Origin of the sequence: Terrimicrobium sacchariphilum (assembly GCF_001613545.1) — a bacterium.
Taxonomy (GTDB): Bacteria; Verrucomicrobiota; Verrucomicrobiia; order Chthoniobacterales; family Terrimicrobiaceae; genus Terrimicrobium; species Terrimicrobium sacchariphilum.
This window is the reverse complement of sequence record NZ_BDCO01000002.1, coordinates 3,486,515-3,513,313: the sequence shown is the minus strand read 5'-3', so window position 1 is coordinate 3,513,313 and position 26,799 is coordinate 3,486,515. Positions and strand designations below refer to the sequence as shown.

The window sequence follows — 26,799 nt, the reverse complement described above, 5'->3', positions numbered from 1 at the left end:
CGGTCATTTGGCGGATCCTTACGGGAACTCTATGGCGCAGAAGTTGAATGATGGTTTAGTCGTTCGATCTTTTCGGAAACTTCTGCCGAGGTCGGTGGGAACAAATATTTCGACCTTCGGTATCTGGTGGCATGGAGCAACGCGGGTCGACACGCTCAGGCATCACTGACTTTGCGCGAGCACTCAGGGATTAAGGGGAAATTGAGCATTTTGGTGTCCGAAAAATTGGCACGCCAAATCTCCAGTTTGTCCTTTCGAGGCCCTTTGCATCCGGTTTTCCGCACTTTACCATTTTGTCAAAGTCGGAACCAATAGAGCCGCATTAACCCCCGAAATTGATGAAACTATCTATGAACAGATCCCCACTTCCCCGGAATGTCGCACTTGGTATTCTCGTGCTTGCTTTAGCGCAGGTTGCAGGTCGGGCCGACAATGGCACATGGACAAGTACGGCCAGCGGCAACTGGTCGGATATCGCCAACTGGAATTCCGGCTCCGGCCCGGTGGCGAATGGCGCGACCTATACGGCGGATTTTAATGCAGGATTGACCGGGGGCATCACCATTACCCTTGATGCCGACCGCACGATCGGGAACCTCTCGTTCACAGACACGGTCGCGCCAGTCAATAACTACTCCATCACTGGTTCCAGCTCCGGTACGCGCACTCTGACTCTGAACGCCAATGGATCGGGAGGAGGAACTTCAACGATCGCAGTCAATACCGGAACTGCTGCGATCGGAGGATCCAATCTGGTTCTGGCTGGCAGTAGCAGTATCAACAAGACTGGGGCGGGAACCTTGAATGTCAGCACGGACAACACGAGCGGCGCATTCACCGGAGGCATCACCGTGAGTGAGGGGACGCTCGGGATGAATGCCGCAAATGCCTTTCGCAACGTGGCGGTGACCCTCGACAGCAGTGTCAATAACGCGACCTTGTCCCTGAACGTCAACGCCGCCATGAACATTGGAAGTATCACGGTGGCCGCGGGAGGAACCGGTACGGCCTCGATCAACTACACCATAGCCAACGGTAATACGCTGGCGGGTTCCATCATTCTGAACAAGAGTGCGACATTCAACACCTCCTCCAGTTCCGTCCTGATAAGCACGGGCTTGATTTCCGGGACAGGCGGCATCCTGAAGACGGGTGCCGGAACACTGGTGCTCAGGAGGACAAATAATACCTTCGAGGGTGGCGTGACGGTCAGCCAGGGTGGGCTGAGGTTGAATGGCTCGGGAAAGGTTGCGGGCACGGGAGTGATCGTGCTCGGTGATGCCAATACGGGATCGAGCAATATCAGCCTGAATCTTAATCAAAATGGAGGGGCTATTCTTAATGATGCGCGCTTTACCAGCAATGGTTCCGGATCGGCCGTCCTGAGTAGCTATGACTCCGATACCGGCGGCGGGACGACCTATTCTGGAAACGTGCAGATCGATCGCAATATTGAACTCAAGAATAACAATAGCTCAACGGGCAGGAATTTTACGCTTTCCGGTGTGATCTCCGGCGTGGGGGGGGTTACCACCACGGTAGCCAGCTCAGGCAACCGTCTCGTGATTTCCGGCAGTAACACTTATCAGGGTGGCACCACCGTGAATGCGGGCACCATCCTCGTAAGCAATACATCTGGAAGTGGCTTGGGATCAGGTAATGTGTCAGTAAACTCCGGCGGTATATTGGGAGGCAAGGGCGCCTTCACGGGAGATGTCTCTGTCGCCTTGGGCGGTACGCTGGCACCTGGTGAGAGCATTGAATCCCTTGCTTCCGGCGGGGTGTCATTTGTAGCAGGATCGAAGTTTGCCTACGAGGTGAACTCCAGCGCCGCTCTGAGCGCTGGCGCGGATCTGCAACTGGCAAATGGTAATCTCTCGCTGAGTGGTACCGTGGAGCTGACCCTGACGAATATCGCCGGATCGCCCGTTGCCTTTGCTGAGAACACGACATTCACTCTCATCAACTACAGCGGTGTTTGGAACAGTGGATTGTTCACCTTCGGCGGGAACCAACTCGCCGATGGCGCAGTCTTCTCCTTCAATGGCCAAGATTGGGCGATCGATTATAACGCCACCTCTGGTGGGAGCAACTTCAGCACCGAGTATATTGGAGGCAGCTATGTCAATATCACCGCTGTGCCCGAACCAACCACCTGGGTGTTGCTGGGTCTCGGCCTTGGCGTGGTCTTGGTGCGAGCGGGAAGCCGCCGGGTACGGTCCTAGGGGACACTAGAGTCTTGTGAGATGGTGATATCCCGAGGCGGATGGATGCACGCTCTTGCGTGTGTCCCCGCTTATGCGGGGCATGTCTTGGTAAAGTCCTGATGCCTGTGTCTTGTCGAAAGAGGGGGCCGACCGCCACCTGGTGTGAATCGCCTGCCAGACGTCGACATACAGACGGTTTCCCATCCTAAAAGTGCGATGTGGTAAATTTCTGAAGTCATCTCGTTTCGCCATACCATCATGTTTCAATCTCTCCTGCCTCTTTTAAGTTTCGGCGCCTCCAACACCTGGACGTCACCCGAGTTGCTGTGCGCCGCCCGGTTGCCAATGCGCGCAACGGCCTACCCATTCCCCGACGTGGACACCGCCCGCACGCTCGACCGCGAGAAATCCCCGTGGTTCCAGCTCCTCAACGGGCAGTGGAATTTCAAGATGGTCGACCGCCCCGAGTTGCTGAAGGAGGCTGATGTAGCGGTGGAGACGGATCGCGAGGATTGGGACAAAGTCGCCGTGCCGGGCAACTGGACGCTCCAGGGCTACGGCGCGCCGCACTACACCAACGTGCAGATGCCCTTCAACGACGAGCCGCCGACCGTGCCGAAGGAGAACCCGACGGGCGTGTACGTGCGTGAGGTGCGCATCCCGCGCGACTGGAAGGGACGCCGGGTGGTCACTCACTTTGGCGGAGCGGAGAGCGTGCTGTTTCTGTATGTGAATGGAAAGCCGGTGGGCTTTGGCAAGGACTGCCGCCTTCCCTCGGAGTTTGACATCACGGACTTCGTCAAAGTCGGTCGCGTCAATACGATCGCCGCCGTGGTCGTAAAGTGGTCGGACGCCACCTTTATCGAGGACCAGGACCAATGGTGGATGGGCGGCCTGCATCGCGAGGTCTATCTCTACTCGACCGCACCGGTGTACATCGCCGACGTCTTTGCCAAGGGCAAGCTGGATGAGGAATACGAGGACGGCCTGCTCGACATCACCGTGCGCGCGGGTTTCCCGGGCTCTCCCGAGGTGGGCTGGAAAGTCGCCGTGCAGCTCTTTGATCCCAAGGGCAAGGCGGTCCTGAAAAAGGGGGCCGAGAAGGAGATTCCCGCCGATCGTTCGGGAGTCATCGACCGCCTGCTGGCGAGGTTCTCCCTCCCGGTGAGCAAGCCTCTCCAGTGGTCGGCGGAGATTCCGAATCTCTACACGCTGGTTGTTACGCTCATCAGCCCGTCTGGCGAGAAGGTCGAGACGACCTCCACTCGCGTCGGCTTCCGCACCGTCGAGGTGCGCGACCGGCAGCTCCTCGTCAACGGCAAGTGCGTCCTCATCCACGGCGTGAACCGCCACGATCACCACGACACGCAGGGCAAGGCGCTCGATCGCGAAACCATGCGCCTCGATGCGCTGATGATGAAGCAGTTCAACGTCAACGCCGTTCGGTGCTCGCATTACCCGAACGACTCGTACTGGCTCGATCTCTGCGACGAGCTCGGTCTTTACGTCATCGACGAGGCCGATCTCGAGGCCCACGGTTACTATTATCAACTCGGCCACGAATCGCGCTGGGCTACCGCATTCCTCGATCGCGCGGTCCGCATGGTGGAGCGGGATAAAAACCACGCTTCGGTCATCCTCTGGTCGCTGGGCAATGAGACAGGTCTCGGGCCGAATCAGGAAGGCATGGCGGGGTGGGTGCGCGGTCGTGATGAGACACGTCCGCTGCATTATGAACCGGGGATCTGGATTCAGGGATTGCGGGAGGAGCAGCACCCCTGGACGCATATTTATGCGATGGGCGACAGGGTCACGGACATCGTATGTCCGATGTACCCGGGTCTGGAGAACCTGCTGAAGTGGGCGACCGATCCGACGCATCCCGACCAGCGACGCCCGCTCATCATGTGCGAGTATTCGCACGCCATGGGTAACAGCAACGGCGGGCTGGCGGAGTATTATGAACTTTTTGAAACCATTCCGGGCCTGCAGGGCGGGTTCATCTGGGAGTGGATCGATCACGGCCTCCGACGGAAGTCCGAGGATGGCACGGAGTACTGGGTCTACGGCGGCGACTATGGCGACACGCCGAATGATGCAAATTTCGTCTGCGACGGAATGGTGTGGCCCGATCGCAACCCGCACCCCGCCTTGTTTGAGTTCAAGAAACTCGCGCAGCCGGTCGGCGTGAAGCTCGTCGACAGCCGCGGCCTTGCCATCGAGATCACGAACAAGAACGACTTCCGCTCCCTCGGCTGGCTCGAGTGCGAGTGGGAACTCCTCGTCGACGGCGTCGTTTCCGGCACGGGCAAGTTCCGCCTGCCCGACATCACCCCGCATTCCTCGGCCAAGGTGCCGTGGAAGGCTCCGGCGAAAAAACTCGTCGGCGAGAAGGCCTCGCTCCTCGTGCGCTTCTACTCCCGCGTGGATACCGACTGGTGCGGCAAGGGCCACCTCGTGGCCTGGGACAGCCTCGCGCTGCCCGCCTCGATCCTCACGCAGCCGAAGGCCGCTCCGGCCCTCGTGCCGAGCTTTGAGATCACCAAGCGCTCTGGCGACCGCTTCGAGGTGCGCACGGGCGACCTCGACCTCATCCTCGATCCGACGGAGGGCGGGCTTTCGCTCATCCGCATTCACGGCGAGGACGTGCTGACGGCTGCTCCGCAACTCAACGTCTGGCGCGCTCCGACCGACAACGACGGCATTAAACTTTGGACCGGCCAGGACTGGAAGCCGCTCGGCCGCTACCGGGCGCAGGGCCTCGACAAGGTGGTCACCCGCCTCGTGAGTTCCACCTTCCGCCAGTCGAAGGACACGGGCGCGGTGTGGACGTATCGGTTCGAATCCACGGGCCGCGAGAAATGGGATGACTTCTCCTGGAGCTACCGCGTGTCGCTTCCTGGCGAGGGCGTCGTCCGCATCTCGGCCCAGATCGAAACCGGCAAGGAAATCTCCGATCCGCCGCGCGTCGGCCTCCTCTTTCGGGTCGCCCCGGGCTTTGAGGATCTGAGCTGGCTCGGTCTCGGACCGCTCGAGAATTACCCCGACCGTCAGGCATCCTCGTGGGAGGCCGTGCACCAGAGCACCGTCACCAATGAGTATGTGCCCTACGTGATGCCGCAGGAGCACGGGCTGAAGTGCAACACCCGCTGGATCGCGCTGAATAACGGCGAGAACGAACTCCGCGTCACCTCGACCGCGCCCATCGCCTTCTCGGCGAGCCACCTGCACGCGCAGGATCTCACCGAGGCGAAGCACACGATCGACCTCGTGCCGCGCGACGAAGTCTGGCTCTCAATCGACGCCGCCCATCGCGGCCTCGGTACCGCCAGCTGCGGCCCCGACACCACCGAGCCCTACCGGATCAAGGCCAAGCGCTTCGCCCTCGATCTGGAGTGGACGGTGCGCTGAGTTTTGCCTGTTTTGGCAAAGTTAAGACATGTGTAGACTCCCAGCGAAATGGATTCTTCGGTGTCGGGTTCGTCGCGCACGAGCCCAAGCTTGTCTTTATCGAGATCGGAGTTATGGCGAGGAGTCAGATATATTGACTACACTCAAAGATTCCTTTTTGAGGATCTCATAGCCATGAAGGTTTTCTACGGTTTCGTTCTCAACGAAGCCCAGTTCCTTCAATCGTCGCGAGGTGGTTCTGAAGGGATTGCTCCCATGGGAATCATCCGTTGAGGACAGTCGGGTGGCTGGGTCCCCCTGAAATAGGTCCAGTTTGAAGGGGAGGACGTCTGCGGCAATTAAGCTGCGGCACCGCCATTGTTCGGGCCAATAGTCATCACACCTGCCATGGATCGTTTGATGGTTTTTGTCACAGAAGCGCCTCATTGAGGGAATGATCACTCGCCAGCGGCAGGCCGCCCCAAGCTTGGACCGATGTCCACGGAGAAGGCGGGTCGGACCAGAAAGGCGCATTAGCAGAAAGACCAAGCGGAAGCAGGACGGTGGCGCAGAGATAGAGGCTTCCCGTGGAAATGTAGGATTCCGCCACTTCGGGCTGGTGGCCGCAGAAGCCAATGCGCAGCCATCCGTTTGCATCGAAGGTGCCAGGAGCCTCGACAATACGGCGGATCACCGCGCCGAGGGCTTCCCTCACCTGCGCAGGTCGGATGGTTTCGGGAAGGAAATGAAGCAGGGCAGCTTGAGCGAGCAGGTGCATGGCACCAAACCGGTAGGCGAGGGAACGGCCAAGCGGCGGAAAGGTGCCTTCGGGCGAGATCAGGCGTTCCAGAATAGCCGCTCCCCGCTGCGCGCGGGCTATGATTTTTTCCGTAAAGGAATCCCAGTCTTCTTGGTCGCGCATGTGGCGGAGGATATCAACCATCATGGGCTGGATGACGAAGGAATTGTAGTAATCGGCGTGGAAATCAGAGCCGTCTCCATAGACTCCATCGCCCAGATACCATTGCTGGTACTGGCGGATGGCATAGTCAATTCTCATGCGATCCCAGTCGGGTTCGCCCCACGCGAACAAGGCGGTTTCGACCATCGCGCTGAAGAGTATCCAGTTATTCGGAGAGGCGCGGATGGCGCGGGTTTGCTTCACGGCGCGGATGACATTTTGCTTTACCCGCAGGTCAAGTGGCTCCCATAGCGCGCGCGGAGCGCGGAGCAGTCCCTGGCACAAAAAAGCGGCGTCCACCAGCGGCTGGGAGCTGTGGCTGAAGTTGCAAAAATCGGGTGATGCGGGATCAGTGGCGGCATCGAGAGAGTCTAGTGCCTGCCGCGCCAGCGGAAGAGAGTCCTCCTCTCTGAGTTCGATCCAGGGAGCGATGCCGGCCAGCAGGCGACCGATGGCTTCCAGATGTGTAAAGTTCTGACGGGCCGGGTCGCCTCCAGATTCTACAGGCATGCGCTCGCGCAGGGTGCGACGGGAGAGGTGAAGCAGCACCGGCGATGCGATCCGCTTGAGAACTCCTGTCCAGTAGTAGCGTTCATTCATGGGGCGATATTTTTCTCGGGAGGCATCCCATCGGTGAGGAGTTTGATTTTTCCGGCAATGCCTTCCCGCCAGCTTCGTCGAGGTTCTGGTCGCCGATCACGGTGCCATTATCGAGGACGTTGACTTTCTGGACGCGGAGCCGCCGGAAGAGCTCGCGCATGTCGCGCAGGCCTCCCCAAGTGAACCAGATCGCCATCACGAGGCTCAGGAAAATCGGGATGCCGATCCCTGCGATATGCCAGTAGCCCGACCATACGGAGGTCGGCCACGGTGCGATAAAATTCCAGATCGTGCCCACGGCGAAGATGACAAACCAGAGCATGCTCCAGCCAAAGAGCCCGCCAGCGATCCATTTGTCCATGGTCGAAAAATTCTCCGTGATACCAATGACCCTGCCGATACCTAAGCGGAGGCGGGAGGTGGTCGGTTTTTTCTGCGGGAGTTCGCCGAGATCCTCTGCAGCAGCAGCAGCGTATTTTCCGCGATGAAGCATGCGGTCGAGGTTGAAATCCTCGCGGCAAGTGAGCAGGGAAACGAGCACGTATATGCTGATGGCAACCAGAGTTGCGACGAGTGAAATCTCCGTGCCGTTCAGCGGAAAAGCCGTGCCGAGGAGCTGGCGCGCCAGGATGCCGCCTCCCGACAGGAGCGATCCAGAGAGCAGGGCTGCCCAGGCGCCTATGGTGGTGCCCTTTTTCCAGTATAGCCCGCCAATGATGCATGCGCCCGCGCCTCCGACATAGATGGCGGTGGTGACAGCCCACCACATGAAGACATATTCCGTCTGCTGAAACAGTGACCCGAAGATAAAGGCAAAGATTGCCACTCCGAGAACGGACAGCCGCAAGGCGAGGATGTGCCGCCTGGGATCAAAGGCTTTCTTGCGCAAGGGTACGAGGATGTCCTGCACAAAGATCGTTCCCCAGGAGTGCAGGTGCGTGGCATCGCCGCCAAAGATGCCCATCAGGAGAATGGCGCAGAGGACGCCCTTGATTCCCCATGGGAGGAAGTGCGACATGGCGATGGGCACCTCCATCTGGCCGCGCACCTGGGCGCTCTCGATCGCGGCCGACTGGACATGTGCTGCCGCAGCCTGGCTGGCGAAATCCGGATGATTGAGGAAGGTCAGCGCGCAGACGGCGAGCAAAGTGACAACGGCATTTTTGCCCAGGTCCCGCCACCGGCCCATGATATTGCCCATGACCGAGGCATGAGGAGTGATCGCTGCCGATTTGTAAGCGCTGGCATTCTGCCAGGCTCCAGTGCCGTATACCCCGACGAAGATGCTGATGACGATGTACCAGATGTTGAAATCCTTCAGGGAGAGAGAATCAAAGGGGTTGATCAGCGATTGTCCGGCCGGGCGGTCGATCAACACGGCGTTGATCTCGGGCCAGGAGAAGATCACAAGCAGCGCGCCGATGATGATGAGATAGAATATCTGGGTGATCATGCCCTCGACGCAGTTCACGATGAGGACGGTGAGGAATCCCCCCGTGAGAGTCATGAATAGCGTGATGCCCAGAAACGCCCCCATGATCAGCACGTAAGTGGGAAGGGAAAATCCCGAGAGATGAACCTCTGGGGGCAGGCCGAGGAAATACACCATGAACCTCGCACCGATGGCCGGGATGATGCCGAAATTCATGATGCCGGCGAGGAACCCGAGCATGCCGGTGAAAAGGCGGAAGCGCTTGCTGTAGCGAAGCTCAAAAAATTGCGCGAGAGTGAGGGCGCGGGTCTCGCGAAACCGGTAAAAGACGAAACCCGAGATGGTGACGATGATGCTGATGGGAGTGCCGATCATCCACCACCATGTCAGTGTGAAGCCCGACTTGGAGATCAACTCGAACATGGCGGCGAAGACCACCGCGCCCGCCTGCATTTCGCCCGACGCAACAGCCAGGAGATAGGGACCGGCGAGCCTCCCTCCCGACATGAAATCCGCAACGCTTTTCATGTAGCGTTGAGCCGCGACGGCGATTCCGAGGACGAGGACTACGGGGAGGGCAAAGAGGAGCCAGTCTAGCAGGTGCATGGATCAAGGGTTCCGACCGCCTTGCGCACTTCGCGGTCCGGCGGAGGATCGGTGGGAGTTGAGGGAAGGGTTCCCCACAGGGGGAAGCCCGGGTTTAGGCGGCCGAGACCGCTGTGGCGGCGGCTTCTCTGGGCCGGTGAATCGCTGCCGTCGGCACTATGGCAATGGTCCGGATTTCCTGCGGCAGCAGATTGCTGGCATTGCCTGCTCCTCCGGAAACCTCGACCGTGGCGTGGCAGGTATGGTCATTGCGATTTTGGATACGGGCAAAGACCTCTCCGGTCGGGAGCTTTTGCAAAGAGAGGACGCGTACGCCCTCCGGCTTCATCTGCCCGAGACTGCCGAGGCTGGAGAGGTCGCCCTGGTGGGCGTGGACCATCTGAGCGACCGGAGGGTGGAGGAGTGCGCTGGCGGCTGAGTCGGGAGCGATGTCGCTGGAGAAAAGGGAAAACGCAAACTTCAGCTCTCCGCAGTCAACGGCCGGCTGCCATGGAAACTCCTCCGGTCCTGTCGGTACGTCGTTGGCGTAACGCGTCGCCCGGGCCAGGGTGATGCGGAGTTCGTCGGAGGAGAAGTCTATATCACTCAACGCCGTGCTGGCAAATCCGGCGGCCCCGCCTCCGGTGCCGCGGCGCACCCATCGCCCGCTCGGTAACTGGCCGGCGGAAGCGCGATGAATCGTGGCCCCCGGCACGTCAAACTCCATGTCTCCCGAGCAGGGAAGGACGAGCTTGAGCCGGGCGCTTCGTTCGTTCCAGAGCAGGCGGGCATCGACCTTCACCACCGGGCTGTCCTGCTCGAGGGAAAAGGTGAGGGTGATCCAGGAGTTCTTTCCCTCCCAGCGGGTCCAGAGCTTGGCCCGGAGCGGGCCGGTCTCGATCACCTCGCTCGCGGTGAGCCGCCATGTTTCCCTTACTTTATCGAGCTGGTAGGAGTCCACCTCCTCGTTCATTCCACCCCATGAGCCCCATGGATCTTCGACGACTTGCAGGGAAATATCCCGGCCGGTGTTCCAGAAATTGAGCCCGTTGCGTTCGATGCGGAGAGAGTCTTCTGCGTGATGGATCGTCCAGTCGCCATTGGTGATGCCGGTGCTTCCGGCTCTCCCGGTGAGGGCTGGACTGCCACCTGGCAGCGAGGGGCTGGAAAGCTCATCCCAGGCAAAACGCACCACGTGCCAGCCCCAGGGGGGAATAGTCAATGGCACGAGCACCCTCTTGCGCCAGGGTAGATGGGGCATGGAGGTATGCTCCGTACTGATAGATTGCAGCGGCAGGTTTCTTCCTCTGGAGTCATGGACGGAGAGAGGGACCTCGTCGGCGCGGTTTTCGTACGAGTAAATGGGCCGGTAGTCTACAGATGTCTCGATCTCGACGAGGCCGTGGAAAGGATGCGGCTGGGAGTTCCAGACCAACATGGGCACAGCGGTCGGGTGGTCTGGCAGGGCCGGGGCGGCGACGGAGGTGTCGATGCGGGAGGCCAGTTCATTGAGCGCCGCAAAGCGGGCTTCCTGAGCATGATGGAGCGCGAGCCCCATCCACGCGCTTTGTTCTTCGACGGCTCTCTCGATGCTGGAGCCAGGGAGGATGTCGTGAAAGGCGTTGAATAAAACCGCCTTCCAGGCTTCCTCCAAGGGACGGGCAGGAACGTCGAACGCCTGCTCGACCAGAGCGGCTGTACACTCTGCCTCGGTGACTGCGCTCTCCGCCTGCCGGTAAAGGGTCTTGAATTTTTGGACGGAGGAATAGCAGCCGCGCAGGCAATAGCCGAGGTCGCCATTCACTGTGGGGACATCGCTTTCGGGATGGTCGTCGATTTCGGAATGAAGGGCCCGGAAGAAGCCATGCAAGGTCGAGTAGCGCACTTCAATCTCGGGATGTTGTTCCCGCCATTTTTCCACCTCGAGGATATGTCGCCGGGAGGGGCCTCCGCCATGGTTGCCCAGCCCCATCAGGATGCCGATATTACGAAAGCCAAACCCGGAGGATTCCTTCTGGGTGAGGTCCAGAATCTCCGGGAGATTCGCTCTTTCACTGCAATACCACGGCCAGTGCTGTCGATAGCAAAGCAGGCGATTCCCATGGCTTCCTTTCCACCAGAAGGCAGGCGTATCGAGAGGGAACTGTCCGCGTTGCGGCCTGGTAAAAGTAAAGTCCGTCATCCCAAAGGCATGCAGGATGTTGGGCCATCCTGGCGTATGGCCAAAGGAATCCGCCTGCCACGCCACGGTGGGGTGCGTGCCGAACCGCGAGCGAAAATAATCAAGCCCGTACTCGAACTGTCGGCACAGGGTCTCCGTGGAAGCGAGATTCGAATCCGGCTGGATGTGCGTGCCTCCCACGATGTCCCAGCGTCCCTCCTCCACCTGCCTGGCGATGCGGCGGAAAAGGGCGGGACTCGTCTTCTCGACATGCTCATAGATCGCCGACTCGCCCCGGATGAATGTCAGTTGGGGAAACTCATCCATGAGATTGAGGACGGACTGAACAGTTGCGAGTCCTTCGTTGAGACCTTCCCGCCAGTCCCAGAGCCAGACCGGGTCGAGATGCGCGTTGGGAAGGAGATGAAAGATGGGGCGGCTGGAGTTCACTGCTGTGAGTGTTTGGAACGTAAAATTGATATCCAAAGAATATGCGGAAATCAATATTTTATGCAAAATACATGATTTAATGTGCTTTTTATCCGTCATGTTTATTGGAAGAGGGGCCCTGCATTTTGCTGATTTTACCTTTACAATCCTGCATCCTATGGCAGGTTTTCGGTATTATATTTTGCAATAAAAGTAATATTTTATATGCAAAATGAATAACTTCCCCGAAGAATGAAATCCCCCGGTTTGATGGCCTTGAGACAAAGACGCCGAGCTTTTAGCCTCGTCGAAGTCGTGATCGCCTTGGGGATAGTCAGCTTTGCGATGATGGGTATCGTTGGGTTGATTGCGGTGGGAATGAACACCTTCCGGGCGTCCATCGATACCTCTGTGCAATCACGGATCGCCCAAAAGGCGATCAGCGATGCCGTACTGACGGATTTCAGCAAGCTGCAGGCGTACGAGGCCTATTTTGATGAAAGCGGGCGCCCTGTTTCGGCAGGAGATGAGCAGCGAGTTTATACGATGGGTGTGACGCTGGCGAATTTGACAAACTCCATCACGCAAAGCCTGTCTCCGGATGTGGCAAAAAATGTCGTGGTGACGATCCGCAATCGCACCAGACCCGACGAGGTGAAGACCATCGCCACAGTGGTCGTGAAGAATGACTAGGGAGGGGTGAAATGAGCGCTTATCTTCAGAAGCACCGGGGATTCACTCTTGTCGAGCTGCTGGTCTCGACCGCCATCCTGGCGATCATTCTGTTGGTTATCTTTTCGATCACACAGCAGACGGGGCGGGTCTGGAAGAGCTCCCAGGCAAAAATCGAGTCCTTCCAAGGAGCGCGGGCGGCATTTGAGTCTCTCACCAGGAAGCTTGGCCAAGCGACTTTGAACGGATACTACGACTATTTCGATGCAAGCGGCCGGACGCCGCGGGATCCGGCTTATGACGGGCAGCCTGCGCGGTACGGTCGGCAGTCCGATTTGCACTTTATCTCCGGTCCCGGCCTGCTGACCAATCCATCGCAGATCAGTCACGCCGTATTCTTTCAGGCTCCGCTCGGATATGCGAACAGCACGGCGTGGTCCGGGCTCGATGGGGCGCTCAATGCGGTCGGGTATTATGTCGCTTACAACGACGACGCGGCGACGGGCGGGCGCCCAGGATTTGTCAGCGAGGCGCTCAGCCCGCTCAAGCACCGTTTCCGGCTTATGCAGTTTACCCAGTCCCTGCAGGACCTGAATATCTTCAAGACGGCAAATGCCACCGGTACCGGGTGGTTCACAGGTGGGACTGCTCCAGCAGGGAACAACGCGAGTACACGCCCCCTTGCGGACAATATCATCGCTCTGGTCATACTTCCGAAGAAGTCCGCGGCAGATGATGCCAGCGAGACCTCGCTGACCACTGACTACACCTTCGACTCGCGCACCCCTTGGTCGGGAACGACCCAGCCGCAGCAGATGAATCAGCTGCCTCCGATCCTGCATGTGGTCATGGTCGCCCTGGATGAGCCATCCGCGCAGCGAGTCTGTGTGGGAGACGCGGCTCCGGATCTCGGGATTCCGTCCCTCTTTCACGACCCGTCGAAGCTGGACGATGATATCGCGACACTCGAGGGCACGCTGAAATCCCGGAATCTGAATTATCAGGTTTTTCAGGCAGATATCGGAATACGCGGGGCAAAGTGGAGTCAATGAAAGGCGGGATCAGATCAAAGAAAAGGAAAGCGGGCTCCGCACTCGTCATTGTGCTGGCGAGCCTCATTTTTCTCTCCGCTCTCGCGCTGGCGTTCCTGGCGGGAGTGGGGACGGAGTTGAAGTCTTCCAAAGCCTATGCCGATGGCGCGGCGGCCCGCATGCTGGCGGATAGCGCGGTCAATCTGGTGATGGCCCAGATCAAAACAGCGACGGCGGGCACAAATGCATCGGCGGATGTCGCCTGGGCATCCCAGCCGGGAATGATCCGCTCCTATGATACCAAGGGTGACCTGCTGCGGGCTTACAAGCTGTATTCATCGCGCTCGTGGGTGCTGACAAACTCTGTCGATGCGGCGGCCGAGGCTACGGCCCTCGTCAACTGGAGGGACAAGCCGGCACACTATACCGACCTGAACGCCCCCGTCTCCTCGCAATATCCCATCCTTGATCCCGGGGCTGAGGGAGTGATCGAGGGGTTTTCGTTTTCCTCCTTGCCTGCGGGTGTGGCCAAGGGAGAGATGCCGGTCGAGTGGCTTTACGTGCTCAAGGATGGCTCCATTGTCGCGCCGGATGCTGCTGCCTCCGCCACCCGCACCGCGGTCGTGCCGGGCGCATCGGGTGCGAATCCTATCATCGGTCGCATCGCCTTCTGGGCAGATGACGAGACGGCCAAGGTAAATGTCAATACGGCCTCGGAGGGGACGTTCTGGGATACGCCCCGGGTCATTACGGATTACGATCGCAAGCTGGGCAAATACCAGCCGGTTAAAAATGAGTTTCAGCGATACCCTGGTCATCCGGCGATGGTTAACCTCCCGGCGGCGCTTCCGGCGATCAACACGCCGACCAAGGCGTATTCGGTCTCGCCGCGGTATGTCGATGGGGGCTCCCGGGAAGGGACGGTCAGCAATGTAACGACGCCGGTCAAGCTGAAGCACGATCGACTGTACGCCTCGGTCGACGAGCTTGTTTTTGATCCGGATCGCAACCCGCAGGGAATTTCCAGGGAGGATCTCGATAAGAGCCGGTTCTTCATCACGACGGCCAGCCGGGCGCCGGAGGTCAATATGTTCAATCAGCCGCGTGTAGCGATGTGGCCGATTCACAGTCAGTCCTCGAGCGCGTATCGCACAGTCCAGGACCAGACCATCGCCTTTAGCTCCACGATCAACGGGCTGCCGTATTATTTTCAACGTGCCGACTCGCTGAGTCCCACGAGCGATTATCAGGATATCGAAAGGAACCGGCAACTGATCTCCTATCTGCAAAGGCTTATGGGAGCCAGGGTGCCGGGATTCGATGGCAGTTTCCTGGCAAAATACGATTCCGATCGAGACCAGATCCTGACAGAAGCCTTTGACTATATCCGGGCGACCAATCTGAACGACCAGGGGGTGACAAATCCATTTGCCCCTTCCGGCCAGGTGACACCGATTTATATCGGCGCGATGGACACGCTTGGCTTTGGCAGATTTCCCACGGTGGCTGAGGTGGGGGTCGCGTTTGCTTATCTCGGAAATGGAGATCTCTCGGGTACTCCGGTGACAGCGGCTTCACCAGTCAGCCAAGACCAGCGACCCAGCTACGTCGGCACTGATGGAAATGGGAAGCCTCCCGTCAATACGGAGGTGATCCTGGGATATCTGGTGATGAGCTTCATGAATCCCGCCATGGGATATCCGAGCTATATCCCGAGCTTCACGGTGCAGGTCGAGGGGCTCCAGAACTTCAAGATCAACGGTGCTGCGATGGGCTTTCCGTCCACGGGGTCGACTTATGTTAACAGGGCTGCCGCCAGTGATTTCTTTGGGCATGAGCCTCCCGCGGGTGGCCTCGATCCCCGCTGGTTTGTAATCGGGAAGAGGTTTGATGCCTCCGGCTCGGACCCACAGAGGTATCCCTTTTTCAGCCTGCCGATCGTGCTGCCGACGACGAAGCTGGGATACAGCGGCACGTACTTTGACTTCAAGGGAGGCGAGATCACGGTAAAGATATTTGCCGGTAATGGAACGGCCGCCGATGATCTTGTCCAAACCCTGAACGTGACGATCCCGTCACCCAGGATACCGCTTCCGGGAAAGGCGGAGGATCAATATCGGCTTATTGGCACGGGACATGGCTCTGGCAGCTACGGAGACCGTTTTGCCAAGTGCGATTCCGGCGACACAGGGGGAACCTGGCGGCTGTTTGGCGCTGGTGATGGCAGTGCGAAGGATACAGTAGTTACCGTGGCGCTGGCCTCGGGAGATGCGAGAACGAGTTTTCTCCGAAACGTGTCCGGCACCCTCTATGCGGACACTCCATACAATCCAGACGCGCCCAATGTGAGGAGCAGCTTTTGTGCGAATAGCGGATTTTCCTTCTTTGCGCGCACCAGGCAGGGAAAGTTGATCGAAAACGTCAGCTCCACCTTGTTTGCCAACGTGCTGCCCGCTGCGGTCAACGGGGTCCATGTCAATGGCGACCCGGCGATGCCCGTCGGGGATTTTGACAACGGCATCGCCTCCATGCCAGATGGATCGTACATCAACAGGCCGGACGAGGGCGACCTCAGCGGGATGAGCGCAGCAGGGGAGACTCCGTACTTCAAGAGTTGGGGTGCTTACAGTGCGGTCAACACGACGTATTTTTCCCCGAACCGGCAGGTGCCTTCCTCGGGTATGTTCGGCTCCCTCTCTACCGGAGTGAAAGCGGGCGAACCATGGCGCACCCTGCTGTTCCGGCCTGATCCCTCAGGGAAGCATCCGGGCTCCGCCGGGCTGCCGGACCATCTTTTCATGGACTTATTCTGGATGCCTGTCATCGAGCCTTATGCTATTAGTGAGCCATTCTCCACGGCGGGAAAAATCAACCTGAATACCCAGATCATGCCGTTTTCCTTCATCACCCGGGAGACAGGTTTGCGCGCCGCGGTGAAGGCGGAGCGCATCCTGGCTATCCCCCAGTCGAAGGTGAATAACTACAAGAACCTGAATAAACTTTCGGCCTCCACGCTGCCGGATGCGGACTTCCGGTTTGATTTGAATGTTGATGAGACGATGAAGGGTGTGCGTCAGCGGTTTGCCGGCAACGATATTTATCACTCCGCTTCGGAGATTTGTGAACTGCCGCTTATTCCCAAAGATCCGGCAGGCACGACCCTCGCGGGAATGAGCACCTTTTGGGACAACTATCTGCTCACGGGCGACAACTCCAAGGAACGTCCCTACGCCAATATCTATCCGCGCCTGACCACTAAATCGAATACCTTCACCGTGCATTGCCGGGTGCAGACCCTGCAAAACCGGAAGGGCGATGCAGCGAACCAGTGGACGGAGGGCAGGGGACGGGTGACCGGGGAGTATCGTGGATCGGCGCTGATCGAGCGATATATCGATCCCAATGATTCCCGGATTCCCGACTATGCCACGACTCCCAATGCTGCGCCGCTGGATAGGTTTTACAAGTTTCGCGTTCCCGTAACCAAACAGTTCAATCCATGATCGCTCTCCTCCGAAAAAACATTCCCACCAGGGCTTTCTCGCTGGTCGAGATGTTGGTGGTCATTTCCATCATCGCGATTCTTGCTGGGTTTTCCCTGCCTGCGATGAACCAGATCCAGTCGGCCACGGCGCTTTCATCGGCCTCCGAGAGTCTGGTGGATCAGTTGAAGCTTGCGCGACAGCAGGCGGTAACGAGGAATCGCCCGGTTGAGGTGCGGCTTTATCAACTGCCCGATCCCTCGGATGCATCGAAGAAAGCCTGGCGAGGATTGCAGCTTTTTATCGTGGAGGAAGACGGGCTCGTCGCTGCTGAGCGTCCGGTCTATTTCCCGGCTCAGGTAAGGATGGCAGACTCGGCGACCTACTCCAGCCTGCTAGATCAATCGCGCGTTGATGTTACGCAGGGTTCTGGTGCCGACAGCGGCGTCACCCTGCCGGGGGTGGGGGGTAATTACAACTACCGGGCCTTTCGCTTTCGTCCAGACGGCTCCACATCGCTGGCGAGTTCTGCGTTTGCCACGCTGTATCCGGGCAACGCGCCTACCTCGGGGTCGGCTCCGGCGCAAAACTGGTTCGCTGTGCAGATCGATTCCCTGACCGGGGCAGTGCAGACCTTCCGGCCTTAACGTCGTGGCGAGGCAAGCCTAGTGGCTGTGATCCCCGGGATGGTCGAGCAGCGGCAGACGGGCGGCGAGGCGAGGGTCGGAAGACTCGCGGATCATGAGCGGGATCTCCGTAGGTTGCATGAGCAGGGGCCCCTGCCAGTCGCGTCCATCCATCATCCACTGCACGCACAGGGAGAGAAATGGATGAGGGTCCGCGGCCTCCAGGGCGGTGATCGCCGGGTAGTAGTATGAGGCAATACCTTCTCCGTTTGCTGCGCAGATCGCGATGTCTCTGCCGGGCTTGAGATTGCGGTCGAGGATGGCCTTCATGGCTCCGATGGCGCAGTCGACCGTGGTGCAGTACCATGCGGTTTCCTGCACTCGTGCAGAGGATAGCTGCCGGGCCATCGCATCATAGCCTGCCTTCATGGCGTCGCCATAGGGGGCTACTGGCTCATTCACGAGGCGGCCATGGTATCCATGCGCTCCCATCCAGAAGCGCCAGATGTTGATGCGTTCGGCGATCACAGGATCGTCGGGCTGGGTGTTCAGACAGCCGATCTTGCGATGACCGACGGCATCCAGGTGGTCGAGCAGCTTCTGGGTGAATGCGGGTGGAAAAAGCTGGATCGACGGAACTCCCAGCATGCTCAGGTCGTGATCCACAGAGACGACCGGATGCCTCTTGTTCCGGAGCTGCTCGCTCACGCTCTCGGGCATGGGCTCCGGGGACGGATCGAGGAAAACGCCGTCAAATCCGTTCAAGGCGTCCAGCACCAGCGGGTCGTCCCAGTGCATATAAACGACCGTTCTGACATTGCACTGGAGGTGAGCCGTGACTGCCTCGATGGCGAGCCTCCACTTTTCGATTCCGTGAGAGGCGAGGGTGGGGACGAGGAAGGCGAAGTTTAGGTGCTTCTTGACGCCATGCTGCGCCTTGCGGATTGCGACGCGACCGTTGTCCTGTCGGACGAGCAGGCCCTCTTTCTCGAGGATCTGCAGACCGTGCCGGGCGGTCATGGCGTTGACTCCCAGCTCCTGCGCCAAGCCGCGTTCCGAGGGCATGGCTTTCAGGGCGTAGTCTCCTTGCTGGATGCGTTTTCGGACGACGTTCGCAACCTTCTGGTAGCGGGGTAGAAACGATGATTTAGCCACGGTCTGGTCTCAGGTTATTCAAATACGCGAAAGAATCCAATATTGTATGCGTGAAACATCGAAAATCCGCGATTCGCGGGGGCAGTATTGCCTAACTTTTATCTAGAACGGTAAAAATATGATGAAAATCATTCATTTTGCATAAAATAATCTTGATTGAATGTTCGCATGTCACGATAGTGCGCGGAGAAGAGTTTCTCTCCATCCCCCTCACTCCAATCCCATCCCTTCAAAAATGAAAAACTGGCAAACTTCAGATCGAGTCATCCCACGGCATGCTGCGAGGATCGCAAATCGGAGAGTTGGCGCGCTGGCAGCCGCCATTCTGGGTGTCTGCCTTGGAGCAGCCCAGGCGACTCCCTATTACTGGGATGCAAATGGCACGACGGCGGGGGCGGGAAGCGCTCCGACTGGGACATGGGGCACGGATAGTTTCTGGAATACGGATTCTGCGGGAGGTTCGGGGACGTTTGTTTCTTCGCTGACGTCTTCCGATGATGCGTATTTTTCGGCGGGCCCAAGCGCTACGAGTGGAAATAGCGCCTACACGGTGACGGTGAGCGGAACGCAATCTGCCAACGGTCTTGTCTTTCAAAGCTCGGCCAACGCTGCAGCTCCCAACGCAGCGACGATCATCACGGGCGGAACCATCAATCTCGGGGCGGGGGGTATCACGGCTTCCCAATATGCCTACGGGACAATGAGCCGGGGCAGTGTGAGTGTGGACAGCGCCATCGAGCTGCAGGCCAGCTCGACTTTTACTAATAACAACTCGACCAACAGCCTGTGGGTCAAGGGTGCAATCTCTGATGGAGCGAGCTCCTTTGGCATTATCAAGTCCGGAGCTGGTCAGCTCATTCTTTCCGGCAATAACTCCTTCGACGGTGGAGTGACTTTGAATGCGGGTGCGCTCTCGATACGTCACGCCAATGCCTTGGGCACGGGAACTTTCACGATCAATGGAGGCACCCTGACCATCGCGGATACGGTGACCGTCAACAACAATGCCCAGGTCTGGGCCGGGGATTTCACCGTCGGAACCTCTAACGGCGCCCAGCGGCTCGGGTCGGGAGCCGTGACGCTGAGCGGGAGTCGCACCGTCAGCGTGAACAGCTTCCAGAACTTGATCGTGAGAGGCGTGATCGGCGATGGAGGGAGTGCCTACGGGCTGACGAAAGCCGGTGCCGGTACGATTACGTTGTACGGTGCGAATACCTACACAGGCAATACCGTGGTCAGCGCGGGAACCTTGAGCTTGTCAGATAATGCACGACTGGCCTTCAAGATCGGAGCCAATGGCGCAAGCAACCAGATTTCTGGAACTGGCACCCTTACGCTGGATGGCGACTTCGTCTTTGACCTCACCGGCGCTGCGATTGCGTTGGGGAATACCTGGAACATTGTGAATGTCGATACTCTGACAGAGACCTTCAGCTCCACATTCTCCGTCGTCGACTTTACGGATGCCGGTGGAAACCTTTGGGAAAAGACCTCGGGTGGCGTGACCTATCAGTTTAGCGAAGCTACGGGCAATCTGGTGATCACCGCCGTTCCCGAGCCTTCGGCCTGGGCGCTGGCCGGGGTGGGATTGATCCTCGTGACGGTCTTCCGCCGGGGCAAATCCCGCTCGGTCTAGTGATTCGCGCATTGTAAGTTTTTCCTAAGGGCAAAGGAGGCGGGCTCCCGTGGGTGTCCGCAGCCCGCCCGGCTCGTTGCGCCCTTGGCTTTCCCGCCAAGGCGGACGAGAGTCCCTCATCTCTCCTATGGCTCTCCCTCGAATACTTCTCTATCTATCGATCTCGCTGGCGGGATTGGGTGCGGCAAGCGCCGATGTCGCGCTGGCGTCGCCGTTTACAGATCGAGCGGTTTTTCAGCAGGGAAAGCCTGTGGCGGTCTGGGGCAAGGCTGATCCTGGCGAGCAGGTGAATGTCAGATTTGAGGCTCCGGGCATCGAGCGCTCGGCATCGACGACAGCCGGAGCCGATGGAAAGTGGAGTGTGGCTTTGCAAAGCCTGCCTGTCTCAAGCGAATCCGGGAGACTGACGGTATCGGGAAAGAATACGATCGCTCTCAAGGACATCCTTGTTGGTGAGGTATGGCTTGCCGCAGGCCAGTCCAACATGGACATGGCCTTGTTCTGGACGCCACGGGGCAAGGAACTGGCGGCGAAGGCGGATTCCCCGGAAATCCGCTTTTTCAAGGTTCGCACGGTGGCGAGCGACGCACCTGCTGACAGCCTGAAAGGCGCGTGGAGTCTCTGTGTGGCTGGAAGCGCAGGCGGGTTTACGGAGCTCGGCTATCATTTTGCTCAAAAGCTGCACGAGAAGCTCAACGTACCGATCGGCATCATTAATAGCTCGTATGGAGGCACCTCGATAGAGGCCTGGATGGACGAGGCGTCCCTCGCCGCCGATCCGGCTGGGCCCGAGGTGAAGCGGCGCTGGCAGGAGGCTCTGGCAGAGTTTCCGGCCAGGAGGAAAAAGTTCGAGGAGGCAAAGGCGGTTTGGGAGGCAGAAAAGGAAGCGGCGAAATCATCCGGAGCGGAATTCAAGAAACCGGCTCCGACGCCACCGAGCGGCGGGCCGGGCAGCCAGTATGTCCCCTCGGGTCTTTATAACGCGATGATTCATCCGCTCGTGCCCTATTCGATTCGCGGTATCATCTGGTATCAGGGGGAAAATAACGTGAAGCGGCCGACGGAGTACCAGACGCTGTTTCCTTCATTGATTACGGGATGGCGCCGCCTTTTCGCACAGGGGGATGTTCCGTTCTTATGGGTTCAATTGCCCAACTACAATATCGGAGCTGATGCCAACTGGCCGGGGCTGCGCGAGGCGCAGGCGCGGACGCTTTCACTCCCCAATACGGGTCAGGCGGTGACGGTGGACATCGGTGACGGGAAGGAAATCCATCCTGCCAACAAGGAGGAGGTCGCCTCCCGGCTGGCGCGTATTGCCTTCCATCGTGTCTATGGAGACGCGAATGTCGCCGACTCGGGACCGGTATTTGATCGCGCGGACTTTGACGGCAAGGTGACGCTGCATTTTCGTGATGCGCCCGGCGGGCCGCAGTTGAAGGCGCCGGGTATGGAGATCGGGGGATTCCAGGTCGCTGGCAGCGATCGTGTCTTTCGGGAGGCGACGGCGCAGCTGGAGGGTGACACGATCGTGGTCTCGTCGCCTTCCGTCGGGAAGCCCGAGGCGGTCCGGTACGCCTGGACCAATAACCCGCAGGGACTCGTGCTTGTGAATGCGACGGGCCTTCCGCTGGCTCCTTTCCGCACGGACACATGGTGAATTTTATGAAACGTCATCTCTCCTTCATGGCTGCGACTTCGCTGGCAGGCGGCCTGTTCCTCCATTCGCTCCCGGCCCAGTCTGAACAGCCGGAGGGGCATCCTCAGGTCGGGGTGTGCGTCCACTTCAGCAATGGGTGGTACAAGGAACCGGAAATACCAAGGATGATCGCGGAGGCCGGGTTTACCTGGGCGCGCGAGGATTTCTACTGGTCGAGCATCGAAAAGGAAAAGGGTGTCTATGTCATGCCCGACAGCTATCGCAAGACCATCGACAACCTGAATGCGGCTGGGTTGAAGATCCTCGCGATCTTCAACGGATCGAATAAACTCTACTCGCCGGATATCTACGACGCCGAGGCTTATGCAAGGGCCGCCGCCTGGTTTGCCCGCGAGACCCGGGGCAAGGTGCAGGCGATAGAGATCCTGAACGAGCCGCACAACTTTGGCTTCAGCAAACATTACGGAGGCACATGGAACGGAGTGGAAAAAGACGGCTCCGTGAGCAAATGGGTACCGAAGTACGTGCAGCTGCTGAATACCGCCGCGCCCGCCATCAAGGCGGCAAATCCCGAGGTGAAAGTGCTGGGGCTGGGTGGAGTGCCCCCGGTGACATTTCGTCAGCTTGAGATGGGAATCTCGCCCGTGGTCGACGCGATCACCGACCATCCCTACAGCCCGCGCATGACGGCGGAATATGTACCGTATGCGAGCAAGGATGGCATCCTCCAGCGGGACGGGGTTGCCACGGCTGATGAGCGCGGAACCTTTGTGTCGCAGGAGAAGATGATGCGGGAGCAGTCCGCGAAGTTTCATGGTCCCAAGGCGATCTGGCATACCGAGTTTGGCTGGCCGAGCTATCAGGAGACCAAGAATGGAAACCTCTTTGCCGGCCTGACTCGTGACGCACAAGCGAAATACCTGCTCCGTCGGATGGCCGAGGCCCTCGGGGTCGGTACCGACATGCTCTTTGTGTACAACTTTCGCGACAATGGAACCGACGAGCACAATGCCGAGCACAACTTTGGATTGCTGGATATCAAGCTGAAACCCAAGCCGTCCTACGACGCTGTGTCCCGATTCAATCACTATATGGCTCCGTTCCAGGCCGACCCGGCAGCCGGAGTCTCGGTATTTCCTGTCACGACCCATGCCGACTATAGTCCTGTCGTCTGGGATGGCAGCAGGATCGAGGCGGGCGGGAAGGTATTGGCCTATCCCTTTATCGCGGGCGATGGGAGGAAGACCACGCTGGTATGGGCCTCCGAGCGGGCGGGTGGCGACTTGCAGCCTGCCGTGGCAGACGTGGAGATAAGCACGGACAAGCCGGCTCAGGCGGTCAAGGCGTATGACTTCCTGACTGGTGAGACGAGGGATGTCTCATTTGTAAACAAGGATGGCCGCGTCATGCTCAAGAAGATGACCGTGACCGACTCTCCGGTGGCATTGATTATCGAATCCTGACTCACATCTTATGAAAAGAATCGTTCTGTTTGCTGCCTTGGTCTTTGCGGCGGCCCGCATTGGGTGTGCGGGTGATGTTGATCTCCTGGCGGAGGGGAACTCGTGGAGATTCTCCGGGGGAACGGAGTTTCCCCCCGGAGCATTGGGCTCCTTTTCGGTGGATGAGGAGGGCGGCGCAGCCATTGCCAACCTGGAGTACGATTTCACGCAGGGCGGGCTCTATGTCGCGGGAGTGGGCAATGTCCGGGTCGAGGAAGGCCCGACCGAGATACGTTTCAAGTTCAAGGCGGATACTCCGCTCATTGTAGGCATCCGGCTGGTGGACAAGACCAACCAGACTCACCAATACCAGTTTGCCTACACAGATGAGGGGCAGTGGCAGGAATACCGTATTGATCTCGCCGAAAAGGCAGGCCTGATTTTTGGCGGCAAGGGCGACAAGGTTCTCCATTTCCCGATCACGCAGGTGTACTTCATCGCCCAGAAAAAGGGGGGCTCCCAGTCGGGTAAGGCTCAGTTTCGCGATGTTGTGATGCAATAATCCGGCGATGAAAATCACGATTGCACTCTGGGCGATGGTTTGGGCGATGGCCGGAAGCGCGGGCGCTGAGGAGATTATCGCGGCGAAGTTCGCCTCACCGGATGCTGCGACAGCGACGGTTCCCGCGCCGGACTCTGCGGCGGCTCTGCCATTGTCAGCTCCTACCGAGATAAAGATTCAGTCGGGAGAAACCCGCATCACTCTGGCGACCGAGGAGATGTCTGGATGGAAGCCGCCCTTCCTCATCATACAAACAGGCGTGCTCAAGGCCAATCCGCAGTATCCGGCATGGGCCAGCCTCATTTGGAACCTCGAAAAGCTCAAGTTGACATCAGGCGCGTACGAACTTAGCTGGAAGCTGATCCCATTGAGCGAGAAGTTTCATGGCGCGAGCGCGACGGTCTCGCTGGTGTCGTCACAAGGCAAACCAGTCACCGGGAAGCTGCCTCCGGATCGCGCCCCGCTACGGGTAACCTTCACCGACAAAGGATATATTCGCGCCGCCGACCGCGACGCAGGCGGCGAGCCGGTTCAGTATGAACCAGACATGCCTTGCGAGTTTGTAATGACCTTCGACCTCGACGCCAAGACATGGAGTGTCTTCGTCAACGGCGCCGCGCTCGTAGATAATCTGGCCTTCCCAGCCGATCTCGCGGTCGCCGACGGCCTTGTCATCCAGTCCGTAGCCATCACGGGGACCGGCGTGCAAGAGACAGGCGTGGCCCTTGCGGACGTGCGCTTCGTGAAGAAATGATGGCCGATGCGCGGTTGGAGCAGTGAGCCATATTTTTCTCCAGATCGCGCGAAGGAACAGTCCAAGCGCCCTGGGAGGGCGCTCTCTCCAGCCCGTTTTCCAATCCTGATGATAAACTCATGACAAAATAGCTCACCCGCAAATCACTCCCCTCCAATGTTCTCCCCAACGTCTTCGCAGGGATGGCCGTCGCGCGCGACCGACCGTCGGATTGTTCTCGTGGTTTTCGTGGTTTGGCTTCTCGCCTGGCCTGCCATCTGCCGGTCGTCCGGTATGGCAAGCATCGTGTGGGGAGTGTGCGGACATCCGACCTTTTCGGATTATCAGAACTGGACGGCCTCTGCCCGGACCGAGCAGATAGGCCTCCTTCAGGATCTGGGCTGCGACATTTATCGCTGCTCATTCGAGTACAGCCCAAAGCCTTATCCTGCTCTGATGGATAACATCGTTCCGGCGGCGCAGGCCGCTGGTGTGCTTGTGCTGCCCGTCATTCCGGTGACTTCCCTGGGCGCCAATGGATCGACCGTTTACGCCGATGTCTATGCCGAGAATTACGTGATCGCCACGACCTGGGCAAACTACGCGATCTCCAAGGGATACAAGTTGCCTTACTGGGAGCTCGGGAACGAAATGGAGAACTGGGGATTGGTCAATATATCGGGAGACGGTTCGTCTCCCTCGCAGTACACAGACAAGGCCGCCAACGGGTTTGAACGGATACGGGCGGCGCTTAATGGGGCCTGCGACGGCCTGAAGGCCGCCTACTCCACGGCCCGGCAGTCCGGCCTCACGACCATTACCCCCGCCCTGTTGAGTCCCGGCACGGCGTACCGCCATTGGGGACTACTGACCAAGATCAAGAATGCCAACGGTACCCAGCCCGTTCCCTGGGATATTCTGTCCTGGCACTGGTATACGCCGAGCTACGGGGACTTTACCGCGATCATTACCGATGCTGGCAGCCCCAGCTATGGCAAGTCACCGGTGCAATGCCTTAACGAATTCCCGCAGAAATCAAATCCCGCAGTGCCGATGGACATCTGGATCACGGAGTGCGGGCGGTCGCAAAACATCCCGGGCTCCGGATTTGTCGGCGGCTCGGCGACTTCGCGAACGAATCCGGGGGCAAGCCAGGATTGGGCGCTCCAGGCGCAGGAGTTGGAGGATGAGATCGCCGACCTCGCCACGGTGCCAACCGTCAAGGCCATCATCGTTTACGAGTTGCTTAACGAGACGTCCCTGTATGCCGGCAAATCCGCAGGAGTCCAGGCCGAGCAGGCATATTTTGGACTTGTGACCGGCCTCGGAGGGACCAAAAAGGAGGCTTACCATGTCTTTCGCTCGATCATTGAGGACTATGATCTTCAGGTCGCGGCTGGCGGGCTGGTCAGCTTTCACTGGGGCAGCAGGGTCCAGGCCGGGGCTGCCGTGCTGGGGAGGGCGGGGGACCAATGGGGCGCGAGCACGCAGGCCTCCCAGCCGGTCCCGCAGACGCTCACCAATGTCCTCGGCGGGCAGACCTCGGTGCAGATGACCTGGACTTCATCGAGCTTCGCTGACCAGCAGACGAGCCAGTATTGGAATCCCTACGATGCGGCGACTGCTTCGCTGATGATGTCGTACCTGAGTTCGTATCAATATTCCTCGACGGGAAGCGGCGCGATTGTCTCTGCTCTCTCGGGGCTGGTTCCCAACCGTGTGTACGATCTCGTCTTGTACGGGGCGGGACTTTACGATGGGAGCACCCCGTTTTCGGTGAGTGGCGGCGCCACGGTAACGGGAGAGGTTGCCGGAACGAGCCGGAAACTTAGCGATGGGGCAGGAGTCGCCTATGTGACGCTCAAGGTCATGTCGTCTGCCACTGGGACGATCGAAATCCGGACGACAAAAAACGGAGGAAATGTCTGCCTCAATGGCTTTCAACTCGTGCCGGATACTAGGACGCCATTGTTCACCTTTCCGTGATGAGTGCTCTGGTGGCGGTAATGTTTTGGCGGGTCGCTACGGTTTCCTA

15 protein-coding genes and 1 pseudogene are annotated in these 26,799 nt (G+C 58.9%); 12 read left to right on the top strand and 4 right to left on the bottom strand.

Annotated elements, in window-relative coordinates; translation table 11 throughout:
• The first annotated feature begins 350 nt into the window (after nucleotides 1-350).
• Complete coding sequence (locus TSACC_RS16415; RefSeq protein ID WP_075080305.1) at nucleotides 351-2,225, top strand: beta strand repeat-containing protein; 1,875 nt, start codon at nucleotides 351-353, stop codon at nucleotides 2,223-2,225.
• 240 nt (nucleotides 2,226-2,465) lie between these two features.
• Nucleotides 2,466-5,618 carry a glycoside hydrolase family 2 TIM barrel-domain containing protein gene (locus TSACC_RS16410; protein ID WP_075080304.1) on the top strand — a complete coding sequence of 1,051 codons (3,153 nt, stop codon included), beginning with the start codon at nucleotides 2,466-2,468 and terminating at the stop codon, nucleotides 5,616-5,618.
• Nucleotides 5,619-6,027: 409 nt separating this feature from the next.
• Here TSACC_RS16410 and TSACC_RS16405 read toward each other — a convergent pair whose 3' ends face one another.
• The 3 genes and pseudogenes from TSACC_RS16405 to TSACC_RS16395 all read right to left on the bottom strand — a co-directional run.
• Nucleotides 6,028-7,158 carry a DUF2264 domain-containing protein gene (locus tag TSACC_RS16405; RefSeq protein WP_075080303.1) on the bottom strand — a complete coding sequence of 377 codons (1,131 nt, stop codon included), beginning with the start codon at nucleotides 7,156-7,158 and terminating at the stop codon, nucleotides 6,028-6,030.
• Nucleotides 7,151-9,196 (bottom strand): sodium:solute symporter family protein, encoded by a 2,046-nt coding sequence (locus tag TSACC_RS16400; RefSeq protein ID WP_075080302.1) that lies wholly within the window; start codon nucleotides 9,194-9,196, stop codon nucleotides 7,151-7,153. The genes TSACC_RS16405 and TSACC_RS16400 overlap by 8 nt, the downstream gene beginning before the upstream one ends.
• A gap of 676 nt (nucleotides 9,197-9,872) precedes the next feature.
• Nucleotides 9,873-11,885 (bottom strand): annotated as a pseudogene (locus TSACC_RS16395) (glycoside hydrolase family 38 N-terminal domain-containing protein); the annotation flags it as partial.
• 132 nt (nucleotides 11,886-12,017) lie between these two features.
• On the opposite strand from TSACC_RS16395, the gene vccB reads away from it, so the two are divergent.
• From vccB to vccD, 4 genes are read left to right on the top strand one after another with little or no spacing between them, the layout of a single operon-like run.
• Nucleotides 12,018-12,458 (top strand): Verru_Chthon cassette protein B, encoded by a 441-nt coding sequence (gene vccB, locus TSACC_RS16390; RefSeq protein WP_075080300.1) that lies wholly within the window; start codon nucleotides 12,018-12,020, stop codon nucleotides 12,456-12,458.
• Between the two features lie 11 nt (nucleotides 12,459-12,469).
• A complete protein-coding gene (gene vccC, locus TSACC_RS16385) occupies nucleotides 12,470-13,489 on the top strand; it encodes a Verru_Chthon cassette protein C (RefSeq protein ID WP_075080299.1) in 1,020 nt (339 codons plus the stop codon).
• Nucleotides 13,486-16,971, top strand: a complete 3,486-nt coding sequence (gene vccA / locus TSACC_RS16380) for a Verru_Chthon cassette protein A (protein ID WP_075080298.1) — start codon at nucleotides 13,486-13,488, stop codon at nucleotides 16,969-16,971. The genes vccC and vccA overlap by 4 nt, the downstream gene beginning before the upstream one ends.
• Complete coding sequence (vccD, locus tag TSACC_RS16375; RefSeq protein ID WP_075080297.1) at nucleotides 16,968-17,597, top strand: Verru_Chthon cassette protein D; 630 nt, start codon at nucleotides 16,968-16,970, stop codon at nucleotides 17,595-17,597. Before vccA ends, vccD begins: the two co-directional genes overlap by 4 nt.
• An 18-nt stretch (nucleotides 17,598-17,615) precedes the next feature.
• Here vccD and TSACC_RS16370 read toward each other — a convergent pair whose 3' ends face one another.
• Entirely contained in the window at nucleotides 17,616-18,731 is a 1,116-nt protein-coding gene (locus TSACC_RS16370) for a GntR family transcriptional regulator (protein WP_075080296.1), read from the bottom strand.
• A gap of 235 nt (nucleotides 18,732-18,966) precedes the next feature.
• On the opposite strand from TSACC_RS16370, the gene TSACC_RS16365 reads away from it, so the two are divergent.
• The 6 genes from TSACC_RS16365 (at nucleotide 18,967) to TSACC_RS16340 (ending at nucleotide 26,750) form a co-directional block, all read left to right on the top strand.
• Complete coding sequence (locus tag TSACC_RS16365) at nucleotides 18,967-20,367, top strand: autotransporter-associated beta strand repeat-containing protein (protein WP_169809681.1); 1,401 nt, start codon at nucleotides 18,967-18,969, stop codon at nucleotides 20,365-20,367.
• Between the two features lie 127 nt (nucleotides 20,368-20,494).
• Complete coding sequence (locus TSACC_RS16360) at nucleotides 20,495-22,027, top strand: sialate O-acetylesterase (protein WP_075080294.1); 1,533 nt, start codon at nucleotides 20,495-20,497, stop codon at nucleotides 22,025-22,027.
• 5 nt (nucleotides 22,028-22,032) lie between these two features.
• Entirely contained in the window at nucleotides 22,033-23,490 is a 1,458-nt protein-coding gene (locus TSACC_RS16355) for a hypothetical protein (RefSeq protein WP_153811486.1), read from the top strand.
• A gap of 10 nt (nucleotides 23,491-23,500) precedes the next feature.
• A complete protein-coding gene (locus TSACC_RS16350; protein WP_075080292.1) occupies nucleotides 23,501-24,031 on the top strand; it encodes a hypothetical protein in 531 nt (176 codons plus the stop codon).
• Between the two features lie 7 nt (nucleotides 24,032-24,038).
• A complete protein-coding gene (locus tag TSACC_RS16345; RefSeq protein WP_075080291.1) occupies nucleotides 24,039-24,785 on the top strand; it encodes a hypothetical protein in 747 nt (248 codons plus the stop codon).
• Between the two features lie 228 nt (nucleotides 24,786-25,013).
• A complete protein-coding gene (locus tag TSACC_RS16340; RefSeq protein WP_153811485.1) occupies nucleotides 25,014-26,750 on the top strand; it encodes a hypothetical protein in 1,737 nt (578 codons plus the stop codon).
• Nucleotides 26,751-26,799: the final 49 nt, after the last annotated feature.

What these genes read in the sequence shown, in the direction of transcription:
- TSACC_RS16415 (WP_075080305.1), top strand. Translation starts at nt 351, where the DNA reads ATGAACAGATCCCCACTTCCCCGGAATGTCGCACTTGGTATTCTCGTG.
- TSACC_RS16400 (WP_075080302.1), bottom strand. Translation starts at nt 9,196, where the DNA reads ATGCACCTGCTAGACTGGCTCCTCTTTGCCCTCCCCGTAGTCCTCGTC.
- vccC (WP_075080299.1), top strand. Translation starts at nt 12,470, where the DNA reads ATGAGCGCTTATCTTCAGAAGCACCGGGGATTCACTCTTGTCGAGCTG.
- TSACC_RS16365 (WP_169809681.1), top strand. Translation starts at nt 18,967, where the DNA reads ATGAAAAACTGGCAAACTTCAGATCGAGTCATCCCACGGCATGCTGCG.
- TSACC_RS16345 (WP_075080291.1), top strand. Translation starts at nt 24,039, where the DNA reads ATGAAAATCACGATTGCACTCTGGGCGATGGTTTGGGCGATGGCCGGA.
- TSACC_RS16360 (WP_075080294.1), top strand. Translation starts at nt 20,495, where the DNA reads ATGGCTCTCCCTCGAATACTTCTCTATCTATCGATCTCGCTGGCGGGA.
- TSACC_RS16405 (WP_075080303.1), bottom strand. Translation starts at nt 7,158, where the DNA reads ATGAATGAACGCTACTACTGGACAGGAGTTCTCAAGCGGATCGCATCG.
- vccD (WP_075080297.1), top strand. Translation starts at nt 16,968, where the DNA reads ATGATCGCTCTCCTCCGAAAAAACATTCCCACCAGGGCTTTCTCGCTG.
- TSACC_RS16355 (WP_153811486.1), top strand. Translation starts at nt 22,033, where the DNA reads ATGAAACGTCATCTCTCCTTCATGGCTGCGACTTCGCTGGCAGGCGGC.
- vccB (WP_075080300.1), top strand. Translation starts at nt 12,018, where the DNA reads ATGAAATCCCCCGGTTTGATGGCCTTGAGACAAAGACGCCGAGCTTTT.
- TSACC_RS16410 (WP_075080304.1), top strand. Translation starts at nt 2,466, where the DNA reads ATGTTTCAATCTCTCCTGCCTCTTTTAAGTTTCGGCGCCTCCAACACC.
- vccA (WP_075080298.1), top strand. Translation starts at nt 13,486, where the DNA reads ATGAAAGGCGGGATCAGATCAAAGAAAAGGAAAGCGGGCTCCGCACTC.
- TSACC_RS16350 (WP_075080292.1), top strand. Translation starts at nt 23,501, where the DNA reads ATGAAAAGAATCGTTCTGTTTGCTGCCTTGGTCTTTGCGGCGGCCCGC.